The organism is Chryseobacterium taichungense (assembly GCF_900109935.1).
GTDB lineage: Bacteria > Bacteroidota > Bacteroidia > Flavobacteriales > Weeksellaceae > Chryseobacterium > Chryseobacterium taichungense.
Map to the genome: position 1 here is coordinate 383,806 of NZ_FOBV01000003.1, position 26,255 is coordinate 410,060.

At 36.1% G+C, this 26,255-nt stretch carries 32 protein-coding genes and 1 riboswitch; of the genes, 12 read left to right on the forward strand and 20 right to left on the reverse strand.

The genetic code is table 11. The features are described from left to right. Positions 1 to 46: 46 nt before the first annotated feature. The 14 genes from BMW64_RS08510 to BMW64_RS08575 all read right to left on the reverse strand — a co-directional run bounded on the left by BMW64_RS08510 (position 47) and on the right by BMW64_RS08575 (position 11,492). Entirely contained in the window at positions 47 to 499 is a 453-nt protein-coding gene (locus BMW64_RS08510; RefSeq protein ID WP_089999558.1) for a MarR family winged helix-turn-helix transcriptional regulator, read from the reverse strand. A gap of 126 nt (positions 500 to 625) precedes the next feature. Further along, positions 626 to 781, reverse strand: a complete 156-nt coding sequence (locus tag BMW64_RS20885) for a hypothetical protein (RefSeq protein WP_228400886.1) — start codon at positions 779 to 781, stop codon at positions 626 to 628. Positions 782 to 807: 26 nt separating this feature from the next. Then, the gene (locus tag BMW64_RS20890; RefSeq protein WP_228400887.1) at positions 808 to 945 is read right to left on the reverse strand and encodes a MerR family transcriptional regulator; all 138 of its coding nucleotides are present in this window, start codon (positions 943 to 945) and stop codon (positions 808 to 810) included. Between the two features lie 187 nt (positions 946 to 1,132). After that, on the reverse strand, positions 1,133 to 1,669 hold the full coding sequence (locus BMW64_RS21110; protein ID WP_089999711.1) for a methyltransferase domain-containing protein: 537 nt from the start codon (positions 1,667 to 1,669) through the stop codon (positions 1,133 to 1,135). 989 nt (positions 1,670 to 2,658) lie between these two features. Further along, positions 2,659 to 3,669: a 4-hydroxy-2-oxovalerate aldolase gene (gene dmpG / locus BMW64_RS08530; RefSeq protein WP_262484207.1), complete on the reverse strand. Its 1,011-nt coding sequence runs from the start codon at positions 3,667 to 3,669 to the stop codon at positions 2,659 to 2,661. Between the two features lie 10 nt (positions 3,670 to 3,679). Beyond that, complete coding sequence (locus BMW64_RS08535) at positions 3,680 to 4,606, reverse strand: acetaldehyde dehydrogenase (acetylating) (protein WP_089999561.1); 927 nt, start codon at positions 4,604 to 4,606, stop codon at positions 3,680 to 3,682. A gap of 27 nt (positions 4,607 to 4,633) precedes the next feature. Next, positions 4,634 to 5,410: a 2-keto-4-pentenoate hydratase gene (locus BMW64_RS08540; RefSeq protein ID WP_089999562.1), complete on the reverse strand. Its 777-nt coding sequence runs from the start codon at positions 5,408 to 5,410 to the stop codon at positions 4,634 to 4,636. A gap of 30 nt (positions 5,411 to 5,440) precedes the next feature. Further along, on the reverse strand, positions 5,441 to 6,433 hold the full coding sequence (locus BMW64_RS08545; protein ID WP_089999563.1) for an NAD(P)-dependent oxidoreductase: 993 nt from the start codon (positions 6,431 to 6,433) through the stop codon (positions 5,441 to 5,443). A gap of 14 nt (positions 6,434 to 6,447) precedes the next feature. Continuing rightward, the gene (locus tag BMW64_RS08550) at positions 6,448 to 7,233 is read right to left on the reverse strand and encodes an SDR family oxidoreductase (RefSeq protein ID WP_089999564.1); all 786 of its coding nucleotides are present in this window, start codon (positions 7,231 to 7,233) and stop codon (positions 6,448 to 6,450) included. Between the two features lie 7 nt (positions 7,234 to 7,240). Further along, positions 7,241 to 8,002 carry an SDR family oxidoreductase gene (locus BMW64_RS08555; protein WP_089999565.1) on the reverse strand — a complete coding sequence of 254 codons (762 nt, stop codon included), beginning with the start codon at positions 8,000 to 8,002 and terminating at the stop codon, positions 7,241 to 7,243. After that, on the reverse strand, positions 7,999 to 8,376 hold the full coding sequence (locus BMW64_RS08560) for a cupin domain-containing protein (RefSeq protein ID WP_228400888.1): 378 nt from the start codon (positions 8,374 to 8,376) through the stop codon (positions 7,999 to 8,001). Before BMW64_RS08560 ends, BMW64_RS08555 begins: the two co-directional genes overlap by 4 nt. A 219-nt stretch (positions 8,377 to 8,595) precedes the next feature. Further along, positions 8,596 to 9,537: a SphA family protein gene (locus tag BMW64_RS08565; protein ID WP_089999566.1), complete on the reverse strand. Its 942-nt coding sequence runs from the start codon at positions 9,535 to 9,537 to the stop codon at positions 8,596 to 8,598. A 117-nt stretch (positions 9,538 to 9,654) separates the two neighbouring features. Beyond that, complete coding sequence (locus tag BMW64_RS08570) at positions 9,655 to 10,605, reverse strand: VOC family protein (protein ID WP_089999567.1); 951 nt, start codon at positions 10,603 to 10,605, stop codon at positions 9,655 to 9,657. Positions 10,606 to 10,640: 35 nt separating this feature from the next. Then, entirely contained in the window at positions 10,641 to 11,492 is an 852-nt protein-coding gene (locus BMW64_RS08575) for an alpha/beta fold hydrolase (RefSeq protein ID WP_089999568.1), read from the reverse strand. A gap of 227 nt (positions 11,493 to 11,719) precedes the next feature. Here BMW64_RS08575 and BMW64_RS08580 point away from each other — a divergent pair, with 227 nt between their 5' ends. From BMW64_RS08580 to BMW64_RS08605, 7 genes are all read left to right on the forward strand, one after another. Next, entirely contained in the window at positions 11,720 to 12,613 is an 894-nt protein-coding gene (locus BMW64_RS08580; protein ID WP_089999569.1) for an AraC family transcriptional regulator, read from the forward strand. A 361-nt stretch (positions 12,614 to 12,974) separates the two neighbouring features. Then, complete coding sequence (locus BMW64_RS08585) at positions 12,975 to 13,388, forward strand: efflux RND transporter permease subunit (RefSeq protein ID WP_228400889.1); 414 nt, start codon at positions 12,975 to 12,977, stop codon at positions 13,386 to 13,388. A gap of 419 nt (positions 13,389 to 13,807) precedes the next feature. Continuing rightward, positions 13,808 to 14,083 carry a helix-turn-helix domain-containing protein gene (locus tag BMW64_RS20895; RefSeq protein ID WP_228400890.1) on the forward strand — a complete coding sequence of 92 codons (276 nt, stop codon included), beginning with the start codon at positions 13,808 to 13,810 and terminating at the stop codon, positions 14,081 to 14,083. A 107-nt stretch (positions 14,084 to 14,190) separates the two neighbouring features. After that, complete coding sequence (locus tag BMW64_RS08595; RefSeq protein WP_089999571.1) at positions 14,191 to 14,502, forward strand: VOC family protein; 312 nt, start codon at positions 14,191 to 14,193, stop codon at positions 14,500 to 14,502. Between the two features lie 84 nt (positions 14,503 to 14,586). Further along, the gene (locus BMW64_RS21035) at positions 14,587 to 14,718 is read left to right on the forward strand and encodes a VOC family protein (protein ID WP_262484208.1); all 132 of its coding nucleotides are present in this window, start codon (positions 14,587 to 14,589) and stop codon (positions 14,716 to 14,718) included. 4 nt (positions 14,719 to 14,722) lie between these two features. Beyond that, complete coding sequence (locus BMW64_RS08600; RefSeq protein WP_089999572.1) at positions 14,723 to 15,130, forward strand: DUF6265 family protein; 408 nt, start codon at positions 14,723 to 14,725, stop codon at positions 15,128 to 15,130. A 382-nt stretch (positions 15,131 to 15,512) separates the two neighbouring features. Further along, a complete protein-coding gene (locus BMW64_RS08605; RefSeq protein ID WP_089999713.1) occupies positions 15,513 to 15,998 on the forward strand; it encodes a Dps family protein in 486 nt (161 codons plus the stop codon). Positions 15,999 to 16,147: 149 nt separating this feature from the next. Here BMW64_RS08605 and BMW64_RS08610 read toward each other — a convergent pair whose 3' ends face one another. From BMW64_RS08610 to BMW64_RS08635, 6 genes are all read right to left on the reverse strand, one after another. Beyond that, positions 16,148 to 16,414 carry a hypothetical protein gene (locus BMW64_RS08610; protein ID WP_143052666.1) on the reverse strand — a complete coding sequence of 89 codons (267 nt, stop codon included), beginning with the start codon at positions 16,412 to 16,414 and terminating at the stop codon, positions 16,148 to 16,150. Between the two features lie 63 nt (positions 16,415 to 16,477). Continuing rightward, complete coding sequence (locus BMW64_RS08615) at positions 16,478 to 16,681, reverse strand: ORF6N domain-containing protein (protein ID WP_089999574.1); 204 nt, start codon at positions 16,679 to 16,681, stop codon at positions 16,478 to 16,480. A gap of 388 nt (positions 16,682 to 17,069) precedes the next feature. Beyond that, positions 17,070 to 17,552 (reverse strand): DUF6691 family protein, encoded by a 483-nt coding sequence (locus BMW64_RS08620; protein WP_089999575.1) that lies wholly within the window; start codon positions 17,550 to 17,552, stop codon positions 17,070 to 17,072. 11 nt (positions 17,553 to 17,563) lie between these two features. After that, positions 17,564 to 18,127 (reverse strand): YeeE/YedE family protein, encoded by a 564-nt coding sequence (locus BMW64_RS08625; RefSeq protein WP_089999576.1) that lies wholly within the window; start codon positions 18,125 to 18,127, stop codon positions 17,564 to 17,566. Positions 18,128 to 18,291: 164 nt separating this feature from the next. Then, on the reverse strand, positions 18,292 to 19,086 hold the full coding sequence (locus BMW64_RS08630; protein ID WP_089999577.1) for a sulfite exporter TauE/SafE family protein: 795 nt from the start codon (positions 19,084 to 19,086) through the stop codon (positions 18,292 to 18,294). Positions 19,087 to 19,154: 68 nt separating this feature from the next. Then, positions 19,155 to 19,817: a Crp/Fnr family transcriptional regulator gene (locus BMW64_RS08635; protein WP_228400891.1), complete on the reverse strand. Its 663-nt coding sequence runs from the start codon at positions 19,815 to 19,817 to the stop codon at positions 19,155 to 19,157. A gap of 177 nt (positions 19,818 to 19,994) precedes the next feature. After that, a riboswitch (Fluoride riboswitch) is annotated at positions 19,995 to 20,062 on the forward strand. Between the two features lie 29 nt (positions 20,063 to 20,091). Between BMW64_RS08635 and BMW64_RS08640 the strand changes: the two genes are divergently transcribed. The 5 genes from BMW64_RS08640 (at position 20,092) to BMW64_RS08660 (ending at position 25,555) form a co-directional block, all read left to right on the forward strand. Then, positions 20,092 to 21,405 (forward strand): voltage-gated chloride channel family protein, encoded by a 1,314-nt coding sequence (locus BMW64_RS08640; protein WP_089999579.1) that lies wholly within the window; start codon positions 20,092 to 20,094, stop codon positions 21,403 to 21,405. Between the two features lie 8 nt (positions 21,406 to 21,413). After that, positions 21,414 to 21,767, forward strand: a complete 354-nt coding sequence (locus BMW64_RS08645) for a DUF190 domain-containing protein (RefSeq protein ID WP_089999580.1) — start codon at positions 21,414 to 21,416, stop codon at positions 21,765 to 21,767. A 14-nt stretch (positions 21,768 to 21,781) separates the two neighbouring features. Further along, entirely contained in the window at positions 21,782 to 23,059 is a 1,278-nt protein-coding gene (gene eno, locus BMW64_RS08650; RefSeq protein WP_228400901.1) for a phosphopyruvate hydratase, read from the forward strand. A gap of 1 nt (position 23,060) precedes the next feature. Beyond that, a complete protein-coding gene (locus tag BMW64_RS08655) occupies positions 23,061 to 23,618 on the forward strand; it encodes a phosphatase PAP2 family protein (protein WP_089999582.1) in 558 nt (185 codons plus the stop codon). 401 nt (positions 23,619 to 24,019) lie between these two features. Beyond that, positions 24,020 to 25,555: a SulP family inorganic anion transporter gene (locus tag BMW64_RS08660; protein WP_089999583.1), complete on the forward strand. Its 1,536-nt coding sequence runs from the start codon at positions 24,020 to 24,022 to the stop codon at positions 25,553 to 25,555. The last annotated feature ends 700 nt before the right edge of the window (positions 25,556 to 26,255 follow it).

Here is a 26,255-nt window from a genome sequence, read left to right on the forward strand (position 1 = left end):
TTATACTGTTTAAATTCAAACTATTCGGTCAGAAAAAAATGGTTTTTTATTCCATCATTTTTATATTGATTTTCTGAAGTACATTGATTGTATTTTCAAGCTCTTCAGATGAAATATCCATTTGAAAAGATTGATAAACTTCTTTAAGCAGAGGTATCAATTTCTCCTGATAGTTTCTTCCTTCTTTTGTCAATGCAATCAGATTATTTCGTCTGTCCGTAGGGTCAGGAATTCTTTGCACAAGCATTCTTGCCGTCATATTGTCAATTAGAGAGGTAATACTAGCTTTATTGCGGTTGGTTTTGTCCACGATTTCCTGTTGATTGATGTTGTCTTTGCTCCACAAAATGTACAGAACCTCCAACATTTCGATGGTAACATCAAATTGATGCTCTTTCATTTTCTTCATAAAATGACTGCGCATTGCTTTGCGGACGTTCCGTATGATATCCATCAGTTCGGATATTCTGGCCAAATCTTTTTCCTTTTCAAATTTCATTCGGCAAAGATAAAAATAAAGTTTGATATTAAACTATTTGGATTGAAAAATCAGATAGCTGAAAGGCTATCTGATTTTTTCTTAATTTTTAGTAATCCAGATTAACAATTTGAACTATTTTCTAAATCATCTGCCACCTTTCCAAACTTTTTTTAACCTGCTGTAGTCGTTTAATTTCTTGTCGATTTCCTGAATTTTAGATTGAAACAGTTCGAAAGTTTCACATTTTGCCTGGTTATTTCCAAACCAAATGTCCAACAACTTCTTGATTTCTGCCGGCATAATTTAGCTTCTACAATAATTTCTAATCATTCCGCGACCTTCTCATCATAGTTTTTATAGTTGTTGGTCTTAACGTTTTCGTCTGCTATCAAACCGAGGTTTTCATAATATCGCATGATATGTATGGTTACACCTGTTTTCTTGGATAATTCGTTTATCAACATTGCTTATCGATTTTAACAAAAAAAGTCTAAATGTGGAGCGTAGGCTATACTTGACAGAAGTGGTCTATACTTTTTGCAGCTTGGCGAAGTGGCGGAATTTTAGCACAAAAGTTCAATAATTACTTCTGTTGAACTTTGCACAAATGTTTCATAGAAGCAATTCAGCCCCGCTTTTGGCAATACCTTGTTAGCAGCTGACAATTTTCCCAACTTTCAAAATTAACTTCCAAGTCATTTCTTTCTGCTTCTCAGGGTCTTGCCAATAGTCTTGAAATTTTTGTGATAAAATGTCCACAGGATTTACGTTATACTTGTCAATATACTTTTGAGTTGCTGACCAACTTCTTAAACGCCCCAAGGTTTCTGAAAGCGTTACTTGTTTTTTAATAAAAAACTCTGGTGTTTTAAGCTCTTCAAATGGAAAAGGTATTGTTGAATATTCCTTGTCAATTAATTTGTTTTCAGGGAGCCAAAATTCGCCAACAATATTGTCGTGAAAGTCTTTGATAATACTGTCTAATCCTTTGTTGATTGTCGGATTACCGTAAGCCCAAACATCGATTACTCCATTCGGTTTTAAAACTCTTTTTACTTGTGTGTTAAATTTATCACAGTCAAACCAATGAACTGCTTGGGCAACTGTAATTAAGTCAACCGAATTTTCTTCTATTGAACTTGGGGTTTCAGCATTTTCAATTTTATAAACTATTCTGTCGTGAGTAATAGCGTTTTTATTTGTTTTTGGCTCGGGTCTGTTGCATAAACTTTTTCATAGCAGTCAGCTAATTTTACCGCTGACTGCCCGTTTCCCGTTCCAATCCCAAGCTAATTTGTGTTCAGAGGTTAGACTACTTAAAAACTCGAATAATTCTTTGGGACATGTCGGTCTGAATTTTACATAAACCTCTGCTTGTTTTAAAAAATTGTCTTTAAATGTGTTCATTGAGTTGTCTGTTTTGTTTGCTGCTAACGTTTTGCCTCTTTTAGAAGTGACTGATTTATAATTACTTACTTTCAATTTAGCACTAAATTTCCTTTGAAAAACTGAATGTTCAATTTATCACTGAACCCGCCATTTTGCCAAACTGCTGTTAGCCGTTCGTTGTTTTTAGTTTATATAAACTCATTTAAGATATGTTTTAAAAAATTCCCAAATTGTGTCAGTCGCATTTATTGAATTTGAAGGTTTACCAACTAACCATATAGGTAAATTTTGTTCGCCTCCAGGCCAATGATGTCTCATTCCTTTTACGGTTATCCATTGTATGTCTGCTTTTTATACTTGGTGAACAGCCTAATAATTTTTAGCATTATCAAGGCAATCTTGCCTTTGGGATCAAAAGATAATCCGGACCTAATTATGATTCTTTTAATTTTAAAGTTTGAGAAAGTTCTGAAAAAGGTGTAGCTAAATAAATTTTACCTATCAGATTTTAAAATTGCTCATAAAAACCATTAAAATCATCCATTGATAATATTTAAGGGTAATTGTGCTGAAATTCTCTTATTCGTATTATTTTTGACATACCCATTTAAGAAGACCTCGTTTTTGACTCTTTTTGAGCATTTTCGGGTGTTTTTCTTCTAAGTACACGAATTAATTATTTGATATACAACGGTTTAATTTACAAATTTGCCTTTTTAATTATTCCTAAATAAAAGATGCAGATTATTTAGAAAAAACACATAAATTATACAGTAACAAAAATGTTTTTATCCTTTATTGCTCAACATATCTAGTGCAACGTCCACAATCATATCCTCCTGTCCGCCTACCATTTTACGATTACCAAGTTCCAGTAAAATAGCCCGTGTATCTAATCCATATTTCTGTGCGGCTCTTTCAGCATGCAGTAAAAAACTTGAATATACCCCTGCATAACCAATAGACAAGGTTTCGCGGTCAACTCGCACTGGTCGGATTTGCAAAGGGCGGATTAAATCGTCTGCAGCATCCATAAGTTTATATAAATCGGAGTTGTGTTTTACTTCCATTTTATTTAATACGGCTATCAGTACCTCCAAAGGGGCATTGCCTGCACCAGCACCCAGTCCAGTCAAGGATGCATCTAAACGGGTGGCTCCGTGTTGCATAGCCACAATGGTATTAGCAACCCCTAAAGATAAATTGTGATGGCAGTGTATACCCACTTCTGTTTGCGGTTTTAAAACATCTTTATAAGCTTTAATTCTATCTACTACACCTTCCATTAATAATGCACCTGCAGAATCGGTTACATACACACAATCGGCACCAGCACTTTCCATGATCTTAGCCTGCTCGGCTAGTTTTTTGGGTTCGTTTAGATGTGCCATCATTAAAAATCCGCCCACGTCCATCCCTAATTTCTTAGCTGCTTCAATGTGCTGAATGGCCGTATCTGCCTCGGTACAGTGTGTTGCTATTCGCACCGATTCAACCCCTAAATCATGAGCTTTCTTTAAATCGTGAATGGTGGCGATACCTGGCAAAATGAGCGTAGTCAGTTTTGCATGTTTTAAAACATCTTTAATGCCGGCTAGCCATTCCCAATCGGTATGGGCACCGAAGCCAAAGTTGAAACTACCGCCCGACAAACCATCTCCGTGGGCTATTTCAATGGCATCTACACCAGCCTCGTCTAATGCAATGGCTACTTCTCTTACCTTTTCAACAGAAAGCTGATGGCGTAAGGCGTGCATTCCATCTCTAAGGGTTACGTCTTGAATATATAATTTTTTCATTTTAAAGCAATTAAGCATTTGTTGTTTCTATCATCTTTTCAGCGGTTGCTCTTGCGGCACTGGTCATAATATCTAAATTACCAGCGTATTCAGGCAGATAATGTGCCGCACCAATTACTTTCAAAAATATGGTGGTTTTTAATCCATGTTTCCAACCTAATCCTTCAATAAATACAGGTTCATTCTCTGGAACATCGTCAAATTGAATTTCTTGTTGCAACTGATACCCTGGTACATATTTTTGCACTTCCTTTACCATAGTATGAATACTTGCTCTGATCTCCTCTTTGTCTGCTTGATCGGATAAAGTAAATACCGTGTCTCGCATTACTACTGGCGGTTCAGCAGGGTTTAGCACAATAATGGCTTTGCCTTTTGTAGCCCCACCAATTTTTTCGATTGCGTGCGATGTAGTTTCAGTGAACTCATCAATATTTGCACGAGTACCTGGACCTGCCGATTTACTTGCTATAGAAGCTACAATTTCGCCATAATGTACTTTTACCACACGGTTAACAGCCGCAACCATTGGAATGGTGGCCTGCCCACCACAGGTTACCATGTTTACATTTGCTACGTTTATATTTTCTAAGAGATTTACAGCTGGCACTAAGAATGGACCTATGGCAGCAGGAGTAAGGTCTATCATGCGTTTATCAGGAAAGGCTTTTATTTTTTCCCAATTATATAAATGAGCCCCTGCGGAAGTGGCATCAAAAATAATTTTTATATCTTCCCATTCAGGCATTCCCAAGAGTCCGTCAACACCCGTATGGCATGTTGCAAATCCCATACGGGCTGCTCTCGCTAATCCATCGGATTTCGGGTCAACACCAACCATTACCGACATTTCCAATACTTTTGAGAAACGAGCTATTTTTATCATCAAGTCGGTTCCGATATTGCCTGAACCGATGATGGCCACTTTTGTTTTCATGCTATTATATGAGTATTAAGTTAAATCCTATTCAGAAAAGGTAATGGAAACGCTCCCTAAAACATCAAATTCTGCCAAAACTGTGTCTCCAGCTTTTACTGAAAACATGGGACCCACAGCACCCGACAAAACCAGTTCTCCAGCTTTTAAAGGGCTGCCAAGCTGAACCATCCTTTGTGCTAACCAAAGGGTAGCATTCAATGGAGAACCAAGACATGCAGATCCAATTCCGGTAGTAACTAATTTTCCATTGATGCTCATTTTCATTTTAGTATTAACTACGTCAAATTGATTGATAGTTTTAGGAGTATGTCCAATTACATAATGGCTTGAGGAAGCATTATCTGCTATTGTGTCTGTAATTTTTATTTTCCAGTCCGCAATTCGGCTATCAATTATTTCAATGGCGGGCAAAGCATAGTCAATTGCGTCAATAATATCAAGAATTGTTAAATTATCTTTATCTAAATCTTTTGACAGCACAAAGGCGATTTCTGCTTCTACTCTAGGCTGTATCATTTCCTTCATGCTGTGTGAAAGGCCGTTAAGGACTTCCATATCATGAAACAAAATTCCAAAATCTGGCTGATCTACACCAAGTTCTTGCTGTATTGCTTTTGATGTGAGTCCAATTTTTTTTCCGATAATCTTTGCACCTTGTTTAAGCCTAAATTCAGTGATGGAATTTTGAATTTCATAAGCCAACGAAAGATCTTCAATGCCGATTTCTTCACTTATAGGACTTATTGGTATCCTACTAGTATAGGCATTCCTTATTTTTTCTGAAATATGTTTTACTTCCATATATTTTTTTGCTTTTAATTATGATAATTGTTAATAAAAGGTCTTGTGATCAGATAAGTCTAAAATTCTCTCTGCTTTTCCGGTTTTTATATATTTTAATACATTGCTAACCCCCAGTTTACTGCTTTCTAACAACATACCCGATACCATAGCAGAATTATGTGGTGAGCCTAAAACGTTTTTCATTTTTAAAAATGGGTAATTCATGCTAAATTCTTTCACAAAAAAAGGTTCTGTCCACCAAGCATCTATGCCAACTTTAAAGGTTTCAGTAGTACTTAATTTTTCAAATAAGGCTTTTTCATTTATAATTTGCCCTCTTGCTAGATTTATTAATATGGCATCGTCTTTTACAAGGCTAAGCTCCCTATCGCCAATTAAATTTTCAGTTTGTGCAGTTAGTGGAATAGTGATAACAATAAAATCAGATTCTTTCAATAAATGGTCGATATTTTGTAATGTTCCAATCCAATCCACTTTTTTATCAGTAACACCTGAAGTATTAACTGCATACACTTTACAGTCGAAACCTTCTTGAAATATCTTTGCAATTTTTTGCCCTATACCGCCAAATCCGATAATGCCAATTGTTTTATTGAAAATACTTTGCGATTGAGAATTAAACTGGTTGAAAATACCGTCCTGCATTTCATGGTGATGATTTAGCAGTTCCTTTGCAAGAGCTAAAATCATACCTGTTCCGTGTTCGGCCATTGAATTAGCATAAGCACCCATATTACCGGCAACTACACAAGTGGAAGGAAATTTACTGAAATCCAAATGGTCAAATCCGGCAGAAAGCAATTGGACAAACGAAATATTCTTGAATGCCTTTGCAGACAGACCTGGCATTTCTACAGTTGGATTTCTGGAAATAAGCAAGTTGCATAAAGACAATTTTTCTTCTTGCTCGTTTGCGGGTAATCCGTTTAAAAAATGGTATTGTGCTATATCCTTAAAACTTTCTTCATAAAAAGTTCTTTCTTCATCGGAAATTTTATTGCTGATTGCTATAGTCATCATGGTAAGAGTTTTTTTTAAATCGGAAATTTTGATTCACCGCCATCAATAGTCCAAATGGAACCTTGTACAAACGAAGCTGCAGGTGATAGTAAAAAGGCTACTACTTTCCCGATTTCTTCTGGTCTTGCAAAACGACCTAATGGAATGGCAGTTGCCATTTGTTTTTCGGTTTCATCAATGCTTTGTTGTTTTTGTTCGGCTACCATTTTCACATAATTGCTAATCACTTCAGTGTTAGTGTAGCCAGGTGCAATACCGTTTACACGAATGCCCCGAGGCGATAGTTCTTCAGCCATCGTTTTTACCATACCTGCAACTGCCATCCGTAAATTTGATGCAAGGGTATAATCAACCGAGGGCTGACGAATATAACTAGAAGTATTAACCACAATGCTGGAACCGCTTTTCAATAATGGCAAAGAATGGTAACACAAATGTCGTACACTGATAATAATGTTTGAGTAAGCATCGTTCCAATCTTTCGTAGTTAGATTACTCATACTTCCTGCTGCAGGAGCCCCCGAATTAGTAAAAAGTAAATCCAATTTTCCGTATTGATTTTTCACTTCTTCAAAGGCTGCTTTCACACTATCTTCATCACTTACATCACAAACCAAGGGGATAACTTTGTTGCCTGTTTTGTTTTCAATACGTGAAGCAACTGCTTCAATTTTTTCTAAATTTCGAGCGCAAACAAATACGATTGCTCCTTCTTCAGAAAGGCATTGGGCAACAGCGGCTCCCATTCCCTGGCTAGCTCCAGCCACAAAGGCTATTTTATTTTTAAGTTCTAAATCCATTTCTAAATCAATTTGCTGTAATTAATCCTCCATCTACATGGATGTTTTGTCCAGTTATATATTTGTTTTCTTCTGATAATAAATAAACGATAAAATTGCCAACATCTTCAGGCATACCAAATTTACCCAAGGGAATATTTTCTAAAGTTCGTTTGTCAATGTCTTCTATTGGCAGACCTTCTTGTTCGGCGTATTTTGCGTTAAAATCCAATATTCGTTGTGTAGCGATATAACCCGGAGCAACCATATTAATTAAAATCCCATCACCGCCTAACTCTATGGCTGCAGTTTTTAGGGCATTTACCAATGCTGCTCGCAAACTATTAGAAAGCACAATGCCTTGATAAGGGCTTTTTACAGTAAAAGAACTAATAGCGACAACTCTTCCTTTCTTTTGTTTTTGCATTAAAGGCACCAATGCTCTAAACAACTTTAATGGGCTGGTAAGCATTATGGAGATATAAGTTTCCCATTCCAGGTCAGTTACTTCCATAAAAGGCTTTACTGGTGGACCGCCGTGGTTAAGTAACAATGCATCGATATACCCTTTCTTTTGCACTAAAGAAACAAGGGCTTCAACGGTTTTATCATCTCCCAAATTTCCGTTTACCCCTTCCACAGTAGTGCCAAACTTTCTTAATTTTTCTACAGCTTCTTCAGTGTGTCGGCTATTAATGATTAAGTCGTAACCTTTTTTTGCCATTATTTCTGCCGTAGCAAAGCCAATTCCTTTTGAAGCACCAGTTAATAAGGCTAAGGGTTTGTTCATTTCTTTTGATTTGCTATTTTTTCTATTAAATCTTCTCTCAACGGTGTAAACATATCTAATAAAATTGTATCATCTAATGCTTCTACCTCATGTTCAACATTAGAAGGGAAATTAATAACACATCCTTCAGATAAAATAACTTCCTCCCCCAACATTCTTACCACTACTTTTCCACTTGCAACATAAGTTATCTGTTCTTGTGGATGTGCGTGTTTTGCAGCTATACTCCCTTTTGGTAAAAAGGCTTTAAGGAGCATTAATTTTTCGCCAGCGAATGGGTGAAGTTTAATTGCCCCCTGTTCTAAACAAGGCAAATCCTTCGTGTCTGTATAATTCAGTTTCATATCTGTAAATTTTGATTTTTCAGCTGTCATATATGTTATCGCTTTTACTTATTGTTGTTTATCTCACAATGAGTTTATTTTCATTGGTGTTCGATGATTTTTCAATTGTTTGCAACAAACTTGTTGTTAATGGCGATTTCATATATGTGGATATTTATTGTTTTTAAATTAAAGATTATTATAATATATAGCTATGAAAAAACTCATAGCTATATACTAAATTAAATTGTTATCGTCTTTTTTTTAAAGTTATTTTTTGAGCCAAACTTTAGAAAAAGTAAAATTTATAAAAGGAGCTTGTGCAAACCTGTTATTTGTACTCACATCAAAAGCTCCTGTAAGCCTGAATGTTGATGTTTTATGTTGATAAAAGAAAGAAGGACCTACCGATAATGCCATTTCTTTAGAATCAGGTATTTTTGCGCCCCCTATTTCATGTTCTGTTAATTGTTGTAGCCAATATCCAGTGACTCCAACCCTAAAATCTTTATAAGGCATATATGACACTCCATAGTTTATCCATGCAGCCTGCCCAGGTTGCACATCATCAGCGAAAGCTACATCGGTGTTTTTTGAGTTCCACTGATATCTGAAACGCATTGAGGTTTCCCATTTGGTAGCCGTATCCCAATAAATTGTAAAGGCATAATAAGGCATAATGCTCCAAACATTGCTGCCAGTATTTACAGCATCTTCTTTGCTATAAGATCCTGTAGGAGCAGCAGCATTTAATAAAAAGCGGTGAAAAAAAGTTTTGCCAAACAACTTTTTGTTGGGCCATTGAATTCCGGTTCCAACAGTTATATCTCCTAAACCAAACTTATTGTCATCTACAGCTCCCCCAATTTTCACATCGGCGTTTACAATAGGAACTAATATTTCAAAGACAGGAAATCCACCCCATAAAGGTTTTTTGGAAACAGTAACAAAATGGTTTACCATAAACTGGGCATTCATTTTATTATCACCAGGTACGTCATCACCATTTCCATCTTTGAACTTAGTAGAGTTTTGGCTTCCAAAAAAAGCCTCATACAAATATGCGGGACCTGCAACACCGTCATTGATGCTTGTTAGTCCTAAATCAGAGGCAGGCAAAGAAACCTGCGCATTTCCAGAAAAAGAAAACATCATAAATATGAGTGCAAAAAGAAAATATGTGATGCTTATGTCATAATATTTTTTAATCATAATATTTAGTTTAAATTTTTTAATATTGTGTATTTTTTAGTGTTACAATCTATAGGATGTTTTTTTATAAAAAACATCCTATAGATAAATAGCTTACGTTGGCTAAAATTACAGTAATTAAGAAGCTGGTCCGACAGAGTCTGGTAAAAAGTCGGATTTAAGTTCTGGTCCCCACCAAATAATTCCATCTGCCAATTCATTCTCTTTCCATACAACAGTTTCCCAGTCAGGATCATAAATATGGTATCCTCCACTAAATAATTCTAATCTAATTCCGCTTCCTGGATCTTTAGCATATATAAATGATGCTTGTGTAACACCATGTTTACCTGGGGCAACATTCAATTCAATACCATGTTCCCTATAAATATCTGCGGCACGAGCCACATCTTGAAAGCTGTCTAAATAAAAGGCGATATGATGCAAGCGGTTTTGTCTGTTTTCTGGATCGTGCATAATAGCCAAATCATGTACTAATGAGGTAACGGATGTCCAGTGAGCCACTCTCATTCCATTGTCTAATTCGATACACTCCCTACTTTTAAACCCAAACATTTCCTCATGAAACTTCATTGCCTCATCAGGATTGCCAACATTATAATTAACATGGTCAATACAACGTGGAGATATTCCCTGATTGAAAGATTTGAATACCTGATTTTTTAAACGGGATTTCAATGCCTCAGGAGCTGGTGGTTTTTCCATTTCGTAGTATATTTCATAGATTTGTCCTGTTGGTAATTTGAAACGAAAGGCATATCCTAAACCAGCTTCTTCACCTGGCTGTACATCCCACGTGTTAAACCCTGCATCATTTAATTTTTTCTTAAACATATCAACATGCTCGGGTTTTTCAGTTTTCCAAGCAATGTGATCTAATTGAGCTTCATTTCCTTCAATAAGAATAAGTGTGTGGTGTTCAAAATCGGCCCAACCGCGATAGTATATTTTATTGGTTTCTTTTTTTTGAACGTTTAATCCAACAACATCGTGAAAAAACCAATGGGATTTTTCAAGATCTGGCGTTACAATTGCGATGTGCCCTAATTTGGCAAGTTTTGGTTCCATTTTTTTTGTTTTTAAATTATAATTAATAGAAATTGTTAAATCTTTTTTAAGAAAAATTGTAATAATAGCATGTGAAATGCTTCTTTATACTCTATTTGAGTCCAGTGGCTGCAATGATTGAAAATATGCATTTGAGCTTTTGGCAAATGATTTATTAAGTAATAGCTTGTGTCCACATTTACCAGTAAATCTTCTAATCCATGAATGAGCAAGAAAGGATGGTTCATATTTCTTAAAGTGCCTCCGGGTATAATTACATCATCCAAATGTTTCTGTCTTGGGGCAGGAAACATGGCCTCGAAAGAACGACGGACATCAGGATTCATGGCCGCTTCGAAACGCATTCTTGCTATTTGTTTCAACTCTTCTGTAATTCCACTTGAGTTATAAGAAAACCATGAAATAATATTGGCCATCAACTCAGGCGAAGGATCATCATAGTAGCCCCAAGTTCTATCTAATTCAGCGGTTATTTTTGTTGGTGCACCAGCAGCTCCCATCAGTACTATCCTGTCAAATCTATCTGGAAAATCCATCATAAGTTGAAGAGCTACTGCACCGCCAGCGGAGTTACCAACCAAATGTATTTTTTGGATTTCTAAGCTATCCAATAAACTTATTATTTGATCAGTCCATATTCGCATCCATTTACGCATACCTAAAGGAGGATTTTGAGGATGTTCGCTTTTACCAAACCCAATTAAATCAGGTGCAATGCAATGAAATTTATCTCCAAATTCCGGTAAAATATATTGCCAGTTAGACCAAGCAGAGGCTCCTGGCCCAGAGCCATGGAGGAATAAAATTGATTCTTTCTTGTCGGAACCAGTTTCATTTAAGTAGGTTTGAAAAATACCTGTCTGTATTTTTCTGGGATTATTTTCCATTTTTTTTAATTTTTAAATTAATTAGCCATGTTAGATGAGAAAAAATTATTCATATAATAATGAGATTACATAGTTTTAAATTAATAATGATATTTACATAATTTTTTTAGCAATTATTTGCCGATTGTTTATTTTTATCAAAATTATTTTAAAAAAGTATTTTAAAAATTGTACAAAACATCATAATTTCTGTAAAAAACCTATTTTTGTAAAAAAATTTGTTTACAATGCCAGTTAATAACATACCTTCTTACAATGAATATGGTCAGAAAGCAAAAAGTGAAATCAGGCAATATTTTACAATATGGTCAATAAAAGACTTGGTCGCACAAACTAATTTTCAGCAAGAGGCTCATTGCCATCCATTACTATATCAATTGTGCTGGATTACAGAGGGTGAGGCCACAGTAGAAATTGATACAGAGCATTATAAGCTTAGCAAAAATATTTTTCTCTTAATAAAACCAAATGTTGTGCATGGCACGAAATTTTCTGAATTATATGAAGGCTATATGATCCATTTTAGCGAGGACTTTTTTTCTATTTATTCACAGATTAATCAATTTTTCTCGCATATCTTACAGGCATCGCACAGAGACGAACCAATTGTTATCTCGTTGAACGACGATACAGCCAATGAGTTGGATATTATTTTCAGCAAGGTTAGCAAAACTTATGAAGAAAGCTCCTTTATAAAAAACGAACTAATCAGATCTTACCTAAATACTGTTTTGCTTAAGGTATATGAGTCTCACGGAATAAAAAATGAGAATAAACTTAAAAGCAACTCAATAACTCTTTATAATAATTTCATTCATATATTGGAAAATTATGTCTTAGAAAAAAAAAGCGTAAAAGATTATGCAAAAATGCTGAATATTTCTCCTGCCTATCTGAATATGGTAACCAAATCAGAAGTTAAAAAAACTGCAGGAGAAGTTATACGTGGCAGAACTATTCTTGAAGCTCAGAGAATGCTGATATTTACCACAAGCAGTATATCTGAAATAGCATATAAATTGAATTTTGACGATAGCTCTTATTTCTGGAAGCTTTTTAAGAAAATTACAGGTCTATCTCCAAAAGAATATAGGCTCAATTACAATAGTCAGACGCTTTAATTTTTTTGTTAGTTTTATTTAATTGCCACTTTTATCTAGGAATTCCAAAGTGCCTTTTTAATATATCAAGCTCCATATTTGCATCTGCCAATTCTTTTCGCAATTGTTGTAGTTCCTCTTCTCTTTGCTTTTTACAGTATTGTTGTGCCTGTCAATTTCTCTTTATTAAACTCTTTTTTCCATCGTTTAATGTTATCCGCACTAACATTTAGTTAGTTTGCTACACTTACCAAACTACCGCATTCTTTGCTCAATTACACAACTTTAATCTTGAATTCTAAACTGTAAATTTTTCTCTGTCTTTCATTTTTCAAAGTTACAGAATAAGGTCTTAAAAAATTCGTCCACTCAATCCTTTGAAGTGTCTTTTGTTGTTCTTTCTGTGATTCCTTCCGTGATCGTGGGAAGTCTTGTTTTGATTTATATTACTGGCAGTACGCTCAACCTACAGTCGTATATAGGAATGATTACATCCTTGGGTGTTTCGGTTTCTAATGCAGTATTACTTAACAATCAGGCAGATTACTACCGTAAACTTTACCAAACCAACGCACTTCATTCTGCGAGAATGGCAGCCGCATCCAGAATTCGCCCTGTACTGATGACCGCTTTGGCGATGCTTGCTGGGATGATTTCTATGGCAATCGGTATCAGGGAATGTTCTGAGCAGCTTGCTCCACTTGGTAGAGCCATTAAGTCCATTTGTAGAAATGGCAGGGTTTGGCTTTTAGAGGCGGGATTTGGCGGAATTAAAAATACAGGTAGATTAATTTAGTATTTTTGCAATGAGGTATAAACAATAACACAATGAACTATCAAACCTATCAATCAATTGATGGAATTGATATTTATTTTGGGAAATGACATAAAACGATATACTTCAGAAAATGAATTCATCATCCAGCCAAGAGCAATAGTCGTAGGACAATTACCGAACCATTTATCATCCAACCTGTCGGTTATGTTCACTGTTTTGCAACCCGTTTTTATCCTTATGGGGTTGCTAATTTTATAAAAACACCACTTAAAGATTTAGAAAAAAAGAAACACCAATCGCAGAACTTTTCGGAAAATCAACAGCCGATGAATTAGAACAAAAAATTATTCACGCAACCGCCACAAAAACAAAGAATTGAGATAATCGAAACTTTTCTACTTGACAAACTCAACGAAAAATTCACAATTGATAACATTGTGAAATCAATCCTTGACACACTTATTGCTACAAGTGGAAATTCGCCAATAAAAGTTATTTTAAAAGAAGACCTATCGAAACGCAGACAACTCGAAAGGAAGTTTTTGAAACAAATCGGAATGAGTCCAAAACAGTTAGGTAAAGTTGTCCGATTGCAAACTGCTTTAAAGCTACTGCTCAACAAAAAGACGGAAACGTTTACTGAAATAGCTTTCGAAAGTGAGTATTGTGACCAAACCATTTCATTAAAGACTTCACAGAATTTACAGGTTTAACACCAAAAGAGTTTCTTGGAAAAGAACAAATGATTTTATCTTCTCTTTTTTACACCAACGATTAAACTTGTCGCATTTTTTTTTTCAGGAATTTCAGACATTGTACTTTGCATCAAAATTCATATGATGAAAAGAATAATATCAAGTGTGGTAATGCTAATCGCAATCATTTTTTCAGCCTGCACCGAGAAAAAAAACAAAGAAGAAAAGTAGAAAATATACAAACTCAAAAAGTAAATGATATGAACAACTTAATTTCAACCGTAGAAATTTCGATAACCGACTTTGCAAGAGCGGTAAAATTTTATCAAACAGTTTTAGACATTTCTATTGAAGAGATGGAAATGGACGGAAATCAAAAAAAAAAAAAGGGGGGGGGGGGGGGGGGGGGGGATTACCGAACGACGAAGGTACGGTAAACGTGGTTTTGTAAAAGGCAACTATTACAAACCAACAACAGACGGTGCTGTTCTCTATCTCAATGCAGGTACGACTTGCAATCAATGCTTGACAAAGTTGCACAAAATGGCGGACAAGTAATCGTTCCAAAAACTCAAATCAGTCCTGAAATGGGCTACTTCGCATTATTCATTGACATAGAAGGAAACAATTTGGGATTACATTCTGCACAGTAAAACAATGAAAAAAGAAACAAAATTTCTTATAGAAGTTGTTGGTTTGGTTATTCTTTGTGCTTGGACAACAAATCAAACAAACGACATCACAAAAGCGGAATGGCTAGTCGGAACTTGGGAAAACAAAACCCGAAGAGGAAGTATTTACGAAACTTGGAACAAGACGAACGATAATGAATTTTCGGGCATGAGTTACATCATCAAAGAAAATGACACATCTGTCTTTGAAAATATACAATTGGTTCAGGAGCAATACGCACTATTTTACGTTCAGATAGTTAAAAATCAGAATAACGGCTTATCCGTTCGTTTTACCGCTAAGAAAATTTCAGAAACACAATTGATTTTGAAAATCCGCAACACGATTTTCCTCAAATCATTTCCTATACAAAAATCAGTGCTGATAGTTTAGTAGGTAATATTTCGGGAATAAAAAACGGACAAGAAAGAAAACAGACTTTTCCAATGAAGCGAGTGAAATAAAATAAATTTTATGGATTGTGTAAAGAACAGTAAAGTTCTCTGTCGTCAATAATCAAAAAGCGGTCGTGAGCATCGGAAAAAATTTCAATTCATTCAGGGGCTGTTGTTCCGTTACACATCAAGCTGTAGATGATACTTTTTGCGGTTACATTATCATTCAGTTACCTACAAGCTAAAAAATAGTAGAATGATATTAACAGCACGATTTTGCCAATGTAATTTTACAATTTGCAATGTGACTAATGTTACAGAATATGAAGGAAAACAATTGTAACTTTGTTCAATATAAACAAATTAAAAAAAATATTAAAATGGACAGTATAAACTTAATCGGACTTGACAATGATAAAGCAAAACATTTGGCGGAAAAACTGAATGAACTCTTAGCAAACTATTCAATCTTTTATCAAAATACTCGTGGCTATCATTGGAACATTAAAGGAGAGAAATTTTTTGAACTTCATTTAAAATTTGAAGAGTTATACAATGATTTACTCTTAAAAATAGACGAAGTTGCAGAGAGAATATTAACATTGGGACATACACCAAAACATAGCTATGCAGACTATCGTAAAAATTCCAAAATTAAAGAAAGCGTTCAAGTTAGTGATGGAATAAAGGCTGTTGAAGACATTTTAACCTCTTTTCAGACTATTCTTATATTTCAACGTGAAATTCTTAATATATCTGGAGATGCTGGAGACGAAGGAACAAATGCTTTAATGAGTGAATTCATAAGTTTACAAGAGAAATCTGTATGGATGTATTCTTCATTTCTAAACAATAATGTGAAATAAAACCAATGCAGGTAACATTATATATAATAAGCAATTTTGACTAACATCAAGGCTTTTGGCTCGTATCAAACTTTATAGCTAGCCGAAAGTCTTGCGCTTAGAGATTACCTACTTTTCATATACTAACCGTTTATCCAATAAGGTCAATACTATACTGTATCATCTACATAATTATTAAGCAGAATAATAGAGCTTTTGGCAATTCGGATAATATCCGACACCAAGGTATAGGCATCAAAAACCTGCTCGTTGTAGAAAATCCCTTTTTCGCTACGGAGCTTATCACCTTCCAGTGCCTTAAAAATATCTTCGGATTTCTGGTCGGCTTGTAATTGCTTCAATTCAATCTTATTCAAACGATGAAACAATGAAGCGTTGCTGAGAAGCATTCGTCGCATTTCTACAAAGGCTTCCATAATTTCAACACTGACTTTAACGGCAATATATGAACGGAGTATGGCAGAAGCCACTGCAACCCCTTATTCGGTAAAAACATCAGGCAAATAACGCCTTCCGCCTAGCTCAAACTTGAGGTTCCAAATTGGAACCTCAAGTTGCTGGCTTCCTCCTCGTTCAGTTGAAAGCAAAAAAGAAGCCGGAAAACTTTCAATATTTCTTTTTACCGCTTTGTTGAGGTTCTTTGTTTCCACTTGGTATAAGAAAGCGAGGTCGCTATCCAGCATTACTTGCTTGCTACGTATGGAATAATCAAATTTCTGATTTCCGTTGTACTAATATTAGATTTATTTTCCACTACTTCTTGTAATTTTTGCTTTTCTCAAATTCAAAGGGACTATCGGCTTGCTCATTCAATCGATATAGGCATCGAACTTCTTTCCTGCCTTACTTTTGCATTTGGGGCAAACTAATTTAGGCAGGAAAAGACGAATAAAGGGCAAAGAACTATTATATTTTGACCTTTATTTATTATATCTGCAGTATTGATTTACAAGGTAATCAAATGAAAGAAAGTGCAATAAGCACCATTACTAAAGCGGCAGAGTTTATCACTCTTGTAAACTACTCTTTATTAGTTACTTTAGGCTATATAATCTTTTTACTGAAAATATATTAGTGGGGCAATTTATCCCTCAAATATCCGTAAACCCAGGTTCCAAAAATCGCACTCAGCAAAGTAACTGCAACTGCCAATGCTCCTGTTCCAATCTGTGCGAAAAGCGGTCCTGGACAAGCACCTGTCATTGCCCACCCAAATCCAAAAATCAGCCCGCCATAGATTTGTCCTTTGTTGAATTTTTTGGGAGCAATGGAAATTTTCTCTCCATAGATTGTCTTAATGTTTAATCTCTTGATGATGAAAACCGAAATCATCGCTGTCAATACTGCACTTCCTATCACACCATACATAAAAAACGATTGCAGGCGAAACATTTCCTGAATCCTGAACCAACTGATGATTTCTGCTTTTACAAATACAATCCCGAATAGAATACCCACTGCAAGATATTTCAGATTGTAATACCATTTTTGCGTCAGATGACTTTCGTTGGTACAAACGCTGTCCTGATGACGTATATCTTTTTCTGTTGCCATATTTTTTTAAATTAAAGTGAAAGAATTACCGGCAAAATGACATTTGCCATTAAAAAACCGCCTGCCATAAAGCATATTGTTGCAACAAGTGATGGTAACTGCAAATTTGCCAATCCCATAATGGCGTGTCCGCTGGTACAACCGCCTGCGTAACGGGTTCCGAAGCCTACTAAAAATCCACCGACAACCATTGTAATGAAACCTTTTGGCGTTAAAAGACTCGCAAAATTCATCATCTGAGCAGGAACAAGATTGCTGTAATCGGTAATACCGTAAGTTGCAAGTTCGGCTTTCAGATTCGGATTAATCGATATTTCTCCAGGATTCATAAGGAATTGAGATGCGATTACTCCACCGAGCAAAATCCCAAAAACGAAAAACAAATTCCAGAGTTCTTTTTTCCAGTCATATTTGAAAAAGCCAATATTTGCAGGAATACAGGCTGCACAAATATGCCTTAGAGATGAACTGATTCCGAAAGATTTGTTTCCCAATATGAGCAAAACAGGAACAGTAAGCCCGATTAAAGGACCGGCAACGTACCACGGCCAAGGTTGTTTTATGATTTCTACCATTGTTATTGATTATTATTGCAAAATTATATTTTTAGAAATTGCTGCTCCGCTACTTTTGTTACAGAAGTTTATTTTGGGTTCAAGACATTGAACGGTGCACATTAATGAGAAAAAGGCGAATACTTTGATCGAGTTTACGAAAAAAGTTCCATCGCAAAAAACAATTAGAGAAAAACTTCTCTTATGATGATGTAAATGCCCATCAACAGAATAAACCATCCAAAAGCGGGCTTCAGTTTTGCCCCATCAATTTTTTTTGATAAGTGTGAGCCGATGATAATCCCGACAATGGCGATAGACGATACCGTTGCAAGTAATTTCCAATCAATGGCAACATTATGCATTGAGGTAAAAAAACCGATGAGGGAATTTAGGGAAATGATAACTAGCGATGTTCCGATAGCAACTTTCATAGGGGTTTTAAGGAGATTAACGAGAGCGGGAATAATCATAAATCCGCCTCCTGCTCCGACTAAGCCTGTCAAGATTCCTACAACCGAGCCTTCTCCGGCTGCCAAAATCGCGCTGTTTTTATTAGGATGAACTGCTTCGATGTTTAACTCCGTTCTTTTCTGAATCATTTTATAGGAAGCGAGAATCATTAATCCCGCAAAAATCAAAAGAAGAAAAATATCTTTGGTTACCACAAAAGCTCTGATGGTAAAAACCTCATCGGGAATTAACGGCAGAATATAATTTCTAGTCAGAAATATCGAAATGATGGAAGGAATACCGAAAACAAAAGCTGTTTTGAGATTGACTAAGCCTTTTTTGAAGTATGAAACGGAACCAACCATACTGCTGATCCCGACAATAAAAAGAGAATATTCTGTAGCCAGAAAAGCGTCTAATCCGAAAAGATAAACCAAAACGGGAACAGTGAGGATACTTCCTCCACCACCGATTAAACCTAATGAAATCCCTATTAAAACCGAAGCAACATATCCAAAAACTTCCATATTATCAACTTTATAATGCAAAGTTGAGCATATCGGAAAAGTTGTACCGCTACTTTTGTTACATAAGGTCAAATGTTTTCGGAAAGAATGATTTTATTTCTTCCGAGCTCTAATTTCCCAGAGTCTTCCAGTTGTTTAAGAAGCCTTGAAACCACGACTCTTGCAGTTCCGAGTTCGTTGGCCAATTGCTCGTGAGTAACATTGATTATTTTGGAACCAAGATTTTCAGATTTTTTATGAAGAAGATTTAATAGTCTCTCATCTACTTTTTTGAATGCAATGGCGTTAATAATGTCCAAAAGTTCTTCAAATCGCTTGTGGTAAAGTCTGAAAATATAATCGAGCCACTCCGGATATTCTTTGATGAAGAGCGAAACTTTGTCCACAGGAAGAAAAAGAATTTCTGTATCTTCCTCTACTTCGGCTTTTACGATGCTTTTTTCGTTATGCATTCCACCAAGAAAAGACATAATGCAACTTTCGCCTGCTTTGATGTAATACAACAAGATTTCTCTGCCATCCTCTTCTGTTCTGATGACTTTTAGCATCCCTTTCATCACGATTGGGATGGCACGAATTGAAGAGTTTTCATCTAAAATAATGTCGCCTTCTTTATATTTTTTTAGGATACCATTTTGATTAAGTTTATCCATTAATTCTGGTGAAGAAATGAATTCCGATGCCAATACCTCTCTGATCATAGATGTAGAATAGGAGACGAATTTACACATATTTAAAAAATAATAACTAAATATATTCAGAAAAATAACTATTATTTCAAATCCATTTTAATATTAGCTAATAACAAAGCAATAAAAATGGATTTCTAAGGAGTCTATTATTTAGTTAGAGTATCCAATATAAAAAAGAAAATTTTCATCTTTTTATTTAATGAAAATTTATACATTTGCATCCAAGGAAATGGTGCTCTTCCTTATCCAACCGCCTTAAAAAAGCTGATGACGCCTGATTAGAATAATGTTAATACATTTAATCAGGTAAATTATGTCCAAAAATCAGCATTTCAGATCCAACAGCAGAACAGCTCAGCTTCGTACAAAGATCTTCTTTCGAAAATATCCGAGTCTTCCTTACATTGTTAAATGGTTTTTAATCAGTTCCATCATTGGGATATGTGTAGGTTCTGCCTCGGCAGGTTTTTTAGTGTCGCTGGATTGGGCTACAAATTTCAGAGAAAACCATTTATGGCTCATTGCCTTCTTGCCCATTGGCGGATTGCTGATTGGTCTACTCTACTATTATTTAGGAAAAGATATTGAAGCCGGGAATAATCTCTTGATCGACAGTATTCACAATCCAAAAGAAATCATCCCTTTCAGAATGGCTCCATTTGTTTATTTAGGAACTATTGCTACTCATTTTTTTGGAGGCTCAGCAGGTCGGGAAGGAACAGCATTGCAGATGGCAGGTGCGATTGCAGATCAGTTCACAAGACCCTTCAGACTCAATGAATCTGAGCGTAAAATCTTACTTATTTCAGCCATAGCAGCTGGTTTTGGTTCCATCTTCGGAACACCTCTAGCGGGTGCACTGTTCGGTCTAGAAGTCTTTCTTATTGGAAGAATAAAATACGATGCGATATTTCCTGCTTTTGCTTCAGCAATTCTGGCTGATCTGGTCACCAACCTCTGGCAGGTAAAACATACCCATTATCATATTGACCTGATTCCCCAATTGGAAGCTTTGCCTATCATTTACAGCATATTGGCAGGGATTTTATTTGGTTTGTGCGCAGCAACTTTCAGCAAGGTCATTCATCACATCACTGCGATTTTTAAAGCGAAAATCTCTTTTCCTCCATTCCGTCCATTTGTGGGAGGCATCATCGTTGCCGTTGCTGTTTTTGCGATGGGAACTACAAAATATATTGGCTTGGGAATTCCCACAATTGTTCAGTCTTTTGAGCAGCAATTACCACCTTACGATTTTGCGTTGAAGATGGCTTTTACCATTATCACACTTGCGGCAGGTTTCAAAGGCGGAGAAGTAACGCCTTTATTCTTTATCGGAGCTACTTTGGGAAGTGCATTATCTTTATTTATTCCTTTACCGACAGGTCTTTTGGCAGGAATGGGATTTGTAGCTGTATTTGCAGGCGCAACCAATACGCCACTTGCCTGTATGCTGATGGGAGTAGAACTCTTCGGTGCGGAAAGCGGGATTTACATGGCGATTGCCTGTGTGGTTTCCTATCTAATTTCTGGTCATAACAGCATTTATGGAAAACAGGTCATCGGGGAAGCAAAACATTCCAGATTTCAGAACCAATCCGGAAAAAATATAAACGAAACCAAATAAATTAAGCAATGGAAAACAAACCAACAGTGATAGCAAGGATTTATTTTGAGTACGGAGCATCTTTAAAAAAACAATCGTTTTGGAAAAAATTATGGAACAATTCTCTGGGCGAATTTCTATTGAAAAAAGCCAGGGAAAGTAACATAGAGCAAGCGAATATCTTCATTGCCAAGTCGGGTTATCTGAATTATAAAAACATTACTTATAATATTTCCGAGTTACCTCCTTTAAATAATCCCGCCTGTCTTGAACTCGTTGACAGTGAAATTAAGATCAACCAATTTTTAGAACTTAATCAAGACAATTTAAAACAAGCTAAAATAGTCCTTGTTCATCCCAATTCTGAAATATTATTCACCTAAATACATTACAAAATATTATGAAAATTACAAAAGTACACGCTAGAGAGGTTCTCGATTCCAGAGGAAATCCAACGGTAGAGGCAGAAATAACCCTCAATAACCAATTTACAGGAAGAGCTATTTCCCCATCGGGAGCCAGCACAGGAGAAAAAGAAGCTATGGAATTAAGAGATAATGATAAAACACGCTATCAGGGCAAAGGCGTTTCCAAAGCGGTCAGTAATGTCAATACCATTATTGCAAACGCATTGGTCGGTAAAGAAATACTTCTTCAGAACGATATAGATGCTTTGATGATTTCTTTGGATGGGACGCCAAACAAATCCAATCTGGGGGCAAATGGCATTTTAGCAGTTTCCATTGCTTATGCTAAAGCATCTGCTGCTTTCAATAACATTCCATTGTACCGTCAATTTAGAAATCAATCCACCTATACGATGCCGGTTCCTTGTATGAATGTGATCAACGGCGGAAGGCACGCTGACAACAATATCGATTTTCAGGAATTTATGATCGCCCCTCACAATGCACCTAATTTTAAAGAGAGTATCCGGATGGGTGAAGAAGTATTCCATACCCTAAAAGATATTCTTAAAGGAAAAGGCTACTATACAGGTGTTGGTGATGAAGGTGGATTCGCACCCAATTTAAAATCCAATGAAGAAGCCGTTGATGTCATTTTAGAAGCGATTACCAAAGCCGGATTTACACCCGGAAAAGATGTGTCGTTATGCTTAGATCCTGCAACAAGTGAAATGTGGAACAATGGCAAATATAAATTTTTCAAAAGTTCGAAGGAACAGAAGACAAGTGAAGAAATGATTGGACTTTGGGAAAGCTGGACATCACAATATCCGATTGTCCTTTTGGAAGATGGTCTCGGAGAAAATGACTGGAAAGGCTGGCAGCAATTGACCGAAAGATTAGGAAACAAGATAGAATTGGTGGGAGATGATATTTTCTGTACCAATCCTAAGATCCTGAAGGAAGGCATTGATCAGAAAATTGGAAACTCTGTTTTGATCAAACTTAATCAGATAGGAACTGTTACCGAAACATTGGAAACGATTGATCTGGCTTACAAGAACAATTACAACTGCTTCATCTCGCACCGAAGCGGAGAAACTGAAGATACAACAATCGCTGATTTGACAATGGCAGTTGGTGCAGGTCATTTAAAAACAGGAAGTGGCTGTAGAAGTGAGCGGGTTTCAAAATTCAATCAATTGCTGAGGATTGAGGAAGAGCTTGGAGGTGCAGCAAAATTTGCAGGAATCAAAGCGTTCAAGTAAAATGTTAGAACAAATCAATGATCTCGACACCCAATTATTCCTGTTGATCAACGGGAAACATAATTTATTTTTTGATCCGATAATGTATTGGGCAAGTGACAAATTATTTTGGATACCGTTTTATGCTTTTCTTTTGTATATTATTATCAGAGAATTTAAAAAGAAAAGCATTTATGTGATCTTGGCAATTGGTCTTTTGATTACCATCTGCGATCAAACCGCTTCACACCTGATCAAAAACGCAGTCAAGAGACTTAGGCCGTCACACGAACCAACTTTGGAAAATTTGATACATCTGAGCAAAGCCGGACCGGGTGGTCAGTATGGTTTTATATCCTCTCATTCTGCGAACGCATTTGGCTTAGCAACTTTCCTAATCTTTTTACTACCAAAAAAATATAATTGGCTCAAATATGTTTTAGGTTTCTGGGCTTTTTTGGTTGCTTACAGTAGAATCTACAACGGCGTGCATTATCCTGGTGATGTTATCGTAGCGGCATTTTTGGGCGCACTATATGCAGGTTGCCTTGCCTATTTTTTGAAAAAAATGATTGATTAAGCACAGTCACATATGTTAAAATATTTAATTTATTTTTTTAATTAATCAATTCTACTCAGGCTTTTGTAGGAGAAGGGATCGGCTGTATTGTAGAAGTTCCGGTTTTAATATTATTGGTATGGGCGAATCTATTTTTAAAGAAAAAGTGATGTCCATAGTGATGAAATGAATAGAACAGGAGAAGCAGGCTTGTTTTAAGCCTGCTTTTTTCTTACATTTGCACTCTATTATGAAATTATTCAGAACTACATCTTCTCAAGTTACACCGCCTTAATTTAGCAGGCTCATAATTCATTTGATATCCAAAATCCTTTTTGGATAATCTTTCTTATACTTTCAAAATAAATTTTCATTGATTTGATCCCATAATTTGCTGTGGGATAACATACAGATTATACAATATGCAAACTACTTTTTTAAATTTTAAATCATTTCAAAACGTCAATATCAAAAATGAGATCTTAGCAGGATTAACCGTTGCTATGACGATGATCCCCGAATCGCTATCATTTGCCATCTTGGCCGGTCTATCTCCTTTGACAGGCTTACATGCTGCTTTTCTAATGGGAATAGTAACCGCCTTTTTAGGTGGCAGACCGGGAATGGTTTCTGGCGGTGCAGGAGCTACCGTAGTCGTTCTAATTGCTTTGGCTTCCACTCACGGTGTCGAATATCTTTTTGCGGCAGTTGTCTTGGCCGGAATTATCCAGTTATTGGTCGGCGTTTTAAAACTCGGAAAATTTGTAAGGCTGATACCACAACCTGTAATGTACGGATTTCTGAATGGTCTGGCTGTGATCATTTTTATGGCACAGGTAGCTCAGTTTAAAGTGACACAAAACGGGATAACTTCCTGGATGGAGGGTTCAGCACTGGCGATAATGGCAGGCTTGACTCTTCTGACAATCGCTATCGTTTTCGTTTTTCCGAAGATCACTAAAGCAGTTCCGGCTTCATTAGTTGCAATAATCGTTGTTTTCGGCTTGGTTTACTTTCTGAACATCGACACCAAGAAAGTGATCGATATAGCCTCCGTGAGTGGCTCTTTACCGTCTTTTCACATTCCGAATATTCCATTTAACATAGAAACTCTGAAAATAATATTTCCTTACGCTGCAATTATGGCGGGTGTTGGATTGATTGAGTCTTTATTGACTTTGAATATGGTAGACGAAATTACCAATACAAAAGGACGCTCCAACAAAGAAGCTTGTGCGCAAGGAGTCGCCAATATTACAAACGGTTTCTTTGGCGGAATGGGAGGTTGCGCTATGGTAGCACAAACCTTGGTCAATATTGATGCCGGAGCAAGAACAAGAATTTCAGCAGTGATCGGAGCTGTGACTATTTTGATTATCATTTTGGCGGGCGGACCGGTTATCGAACAGATCCCAATGGCAGCATTGGTGGGAGTGATGATGATGGTAGCGATTGGAACATTTGAGTGGATCTCATTCCGAATTATTACGAAAATGCCAAAGTCGGATATTTTTGTCGGGATTCTTGTGGCAATCATTACGGTGCTTCTTCACAATCTAGCATTAGCTGTTTTAATTGGTGTCATTATTTCTGCACTTGTCTTTGCCTGGGACAGTGCAAAAAGAATCCGAGCCAGAAAGTCAATCGATGCTGAGGGCAATAAAATTTATGAAATATATGGACCTTTATTTTTTGGAAGTACAACAGCATTCATCGATAAATTTGATGCGATTAATGATCCTGAAAAAATCATAATTGATTTCAAAGAGTCTCGAATTGTGGATATGTCTGCCATCGAATCTTTGAAAAAAGTAATCGAAAAATATAAAACACACAAAAAGTTGGTTGTCCTGAAACATCTTAGCCCCGATTGTATTCATCTATTAGATAATGCCAGTGGATTTATTGAAGTTAATCATTATGAAGATCCAACTTATCGAGTTTTGGGAGAGAAATAACAGTTTGAAACGCTGGATGTTCACAAATTTATAAGCGCCACCGTATCTCCCAATAAGAAAAACAAATTCAAATACAACTAGGTGATGATTTGTTCCCGGTCATTGCTGAACTAATAATCTGGGGCTCAAAATATGATTCGTCTGAGAAAAAAAACATTTTCAAAGATCTGGAAAGAGACAAGAAAAGTCCAAATCTCACCAGTGTTCCCCAGCCAAACAATGCAATTTTAAGATCGTCATGCTTAGACTGCTATTCTTCGAAAGTTACTCTCCTATGGTCTGATAAGATACACCGGCTAATTTCTTAGTTGCGTCTCACATCAAAAAAGAACCGAAAACTTTGGACTTCTCAAAATAGCTTCCTGGCGAAAACCTAAACAGAACTATTTCATTTACTATTCCATTAATAAAATTTTATTAAGCGCAATGCCTGTTACAAGTTATGCAGCAATACATTCTTCGGTCAGATTTAATGAAGCTTAGATTAATGTTCTGAAAAATTACACATTGCGCTTTCTCTGAAAAAAACGGCCATTAATACAACTGGATAGGGACGATGGAAAAAAAGCCGTAAGTGATTTTCCGGATTCTGACAAAGAATGTATTGAATGTAATACTTAAGAAAATCAAGAAATAAAAAATATTATCATATTGCCGTTCTCTCTTTTATGAACATTGTCGTCGAGGATGAAAAAAAAGT

Bases quoted from the DNA above. Each gene is read 5' to 3' on its own strand.
- BMW64_RS08510 (WP_089999558.1), bottom strand. From the start codon at position 499: ATGAAATTTGAAAAGGAAAAAGATTTGGCCAGAATATCCGAACTGATG.
- BMW64_RS20885 (WP_228400886.1), bottom strand. From the start codon at position 781: ATGCCGGCAGAAATCAAGAAGTTGTTGGACATTTGGTTTGGAAATAAC.
- BMW64_RS20890 (WP_228400887.1), bottom strand. From the start codon at position 945: ATGTTGATAAACGAATTATCCAAGAAAACAGGTGTAACCATACATATC.
- dmpG (WP_262484207.1), bottom strand. From the start codon at position 3,669: ATGAAAAAATTATATATTCAAGACGTAACCCTTAGAGATGGAATGCAC.
- BMW64_RS08535 (WP_089999561.1), bottom strand. From the start codon at position 4,606: ATGAAAACAAAAGTGGCCATCATCGGTTCAGGCAATATCGGAACCGAC.
- BMW64_RS08540 (WP_089999562.1), bottom strand. From the start codon at position 5,410: ATGGAAGTAAAACATATTTCAGAAAAAATAAGGAATGCCTATACTAGT.
- BMW64_RS08545 (WP_089999563.1), bottom strand. From the start codon at position 6,433: ATGATGACTATAGCAATCAGCAATAAAATTTCCGATGAAGAAAGAACT.
- BMW64_RS08550 (WP_089999564.1), bottom strand. From the start codon at position 7,233: ATGGATTTAGAACTTAAAAATAAAATAGCCTTTGTGGCTGGAGCTAGC.
- BMW64_RS08555 (WP_089999565.1), bottom strand. From the start codon at position 8,002: ATGAACAAACCCTTAGCCTTATTAACTGGTGCTTCAAAAGGAATTGGC.
- BMW64_RS08560 (WP_228400888.1), bottom strand. From the start codon at position 8,376: ATGACAGCTGAAAAATCAAAATTTACAGATATGAAACTGAATTATACA.
- BMW64_RS08565 (WP_089999566.1), bottom strand. From the start codon at position 9,537: ATGATTAAAAAATATTATGACATAAGCATCACATATTTTCTTTTTGCA.
- BMW64_RS08570 (WP_089999567.1), bottom strand. From the start codon at position 10,605: ATGGAACCAAAACTTGCCAAATTAGGGCACATCGCAATTGTAACGCCA.
- BMW64_RS08575 (WP_089999568.1), bottom strand. From the start codon at position 11,492: ATGGAAAATAATCCCAGAAAAATACAGACAGGTATTTTTCAAACCTAC.
- BMW64_RS08580 (WP_089999569.1), top strand. From the start codon at position 11,720: ATGCCAGTTAATAACATACCTTCTTACAATGAATATGGTCAGAAAGCA.
- BMW64_RS21035 (WP_262484208.1), top strand. From the start codon at position 14,587: ATGCTTGACAAAGTTGCACAAAATGGCGGACAAGTAATCGTTCCAAAA.
- BMW64_RS08600 (WP_089999572.1), top strand. From the start codon at position 14,723: ATGAAAAAAGAAACAAAATTTCTTATAGAAGTTGTTGGTTTGGTTATT.
- BMW64_RS08605 (WP_089999713.1), top strand. From the start codon at position 15,513: ATGGACAGTATAAACTTAATCGGACTTGACAATGATAAAGCAAAACAT.
- BMW64_RS08610 (WP_143052666.1), bottom strand. From the start codon at position 16,414: ATGGAAGCCTTTGTAGAAATGCGACGAATGCTTCTCAGCAACGCTTCA.
- BMW64_RS08615 (WP_089999574.1), bottom strand. From the start codon at position 16,681: ATGCTGGATAGCGACCTCGCTTTCTTATACCAAGTGGAAACAAAGAAC.
- BMW64_RS08620 (WP_089999575.1), bottom strand. From the start codon at position 17,552: ATGGCAACAGAAAAAGATATACGTCATCAGGACAGCGTTTGTACCAAC.
- BMW64_RS08625 (WP_089999576.1), bottom strand. From the start codon at position 18,127: ATGGTAGAAATCATAAAACAACCTTGGCCGTGGTACGTTGCCGGTCCT.
- BMW64_RS08630 (WP_089999577.1), bottom strand. From the start codon at position 19,086: ATGGAAGTTTTTGGATATGTTGCTTCGGTTTTAATAGGGATTTCATTA.
- BMW64_RS08635 (WP_228400891.1), bottom strand. From the start codon at position 19,817: ATGTGTAAATTCGTCTCCTATTCTACATCTATGATCAGAGAGGTATTG.
- BMW64_RS08640 (WP_089999579.1), top strand. From the start codon at position 20,092: ATGTCCAAAAATCAGCATTTCAGATCCAACAGCAGAACAGCTCAGCTT.
- BMW64_RS08645 (WP_089999580.1), top strand. From the start codon at position 21,414: ATGGAAAACAAACCAACAGTGATAGCAAGGATTTATTTTGAGTACGGA.
- BMW64_RS08655 (WP_089999582.1), top strand. From the start codon at position 23,061: ATGTTAGAACAAATCAATGATCTCGACACCCAATTATTCCTGTTGATC.
- BMW64_RS08660 (WP_089999583.1), top strand. From the start codon at position 24,020: ATGCAAACTACTTTTTTAAATTTTAAATCATTTCAAAACGTCAATATC.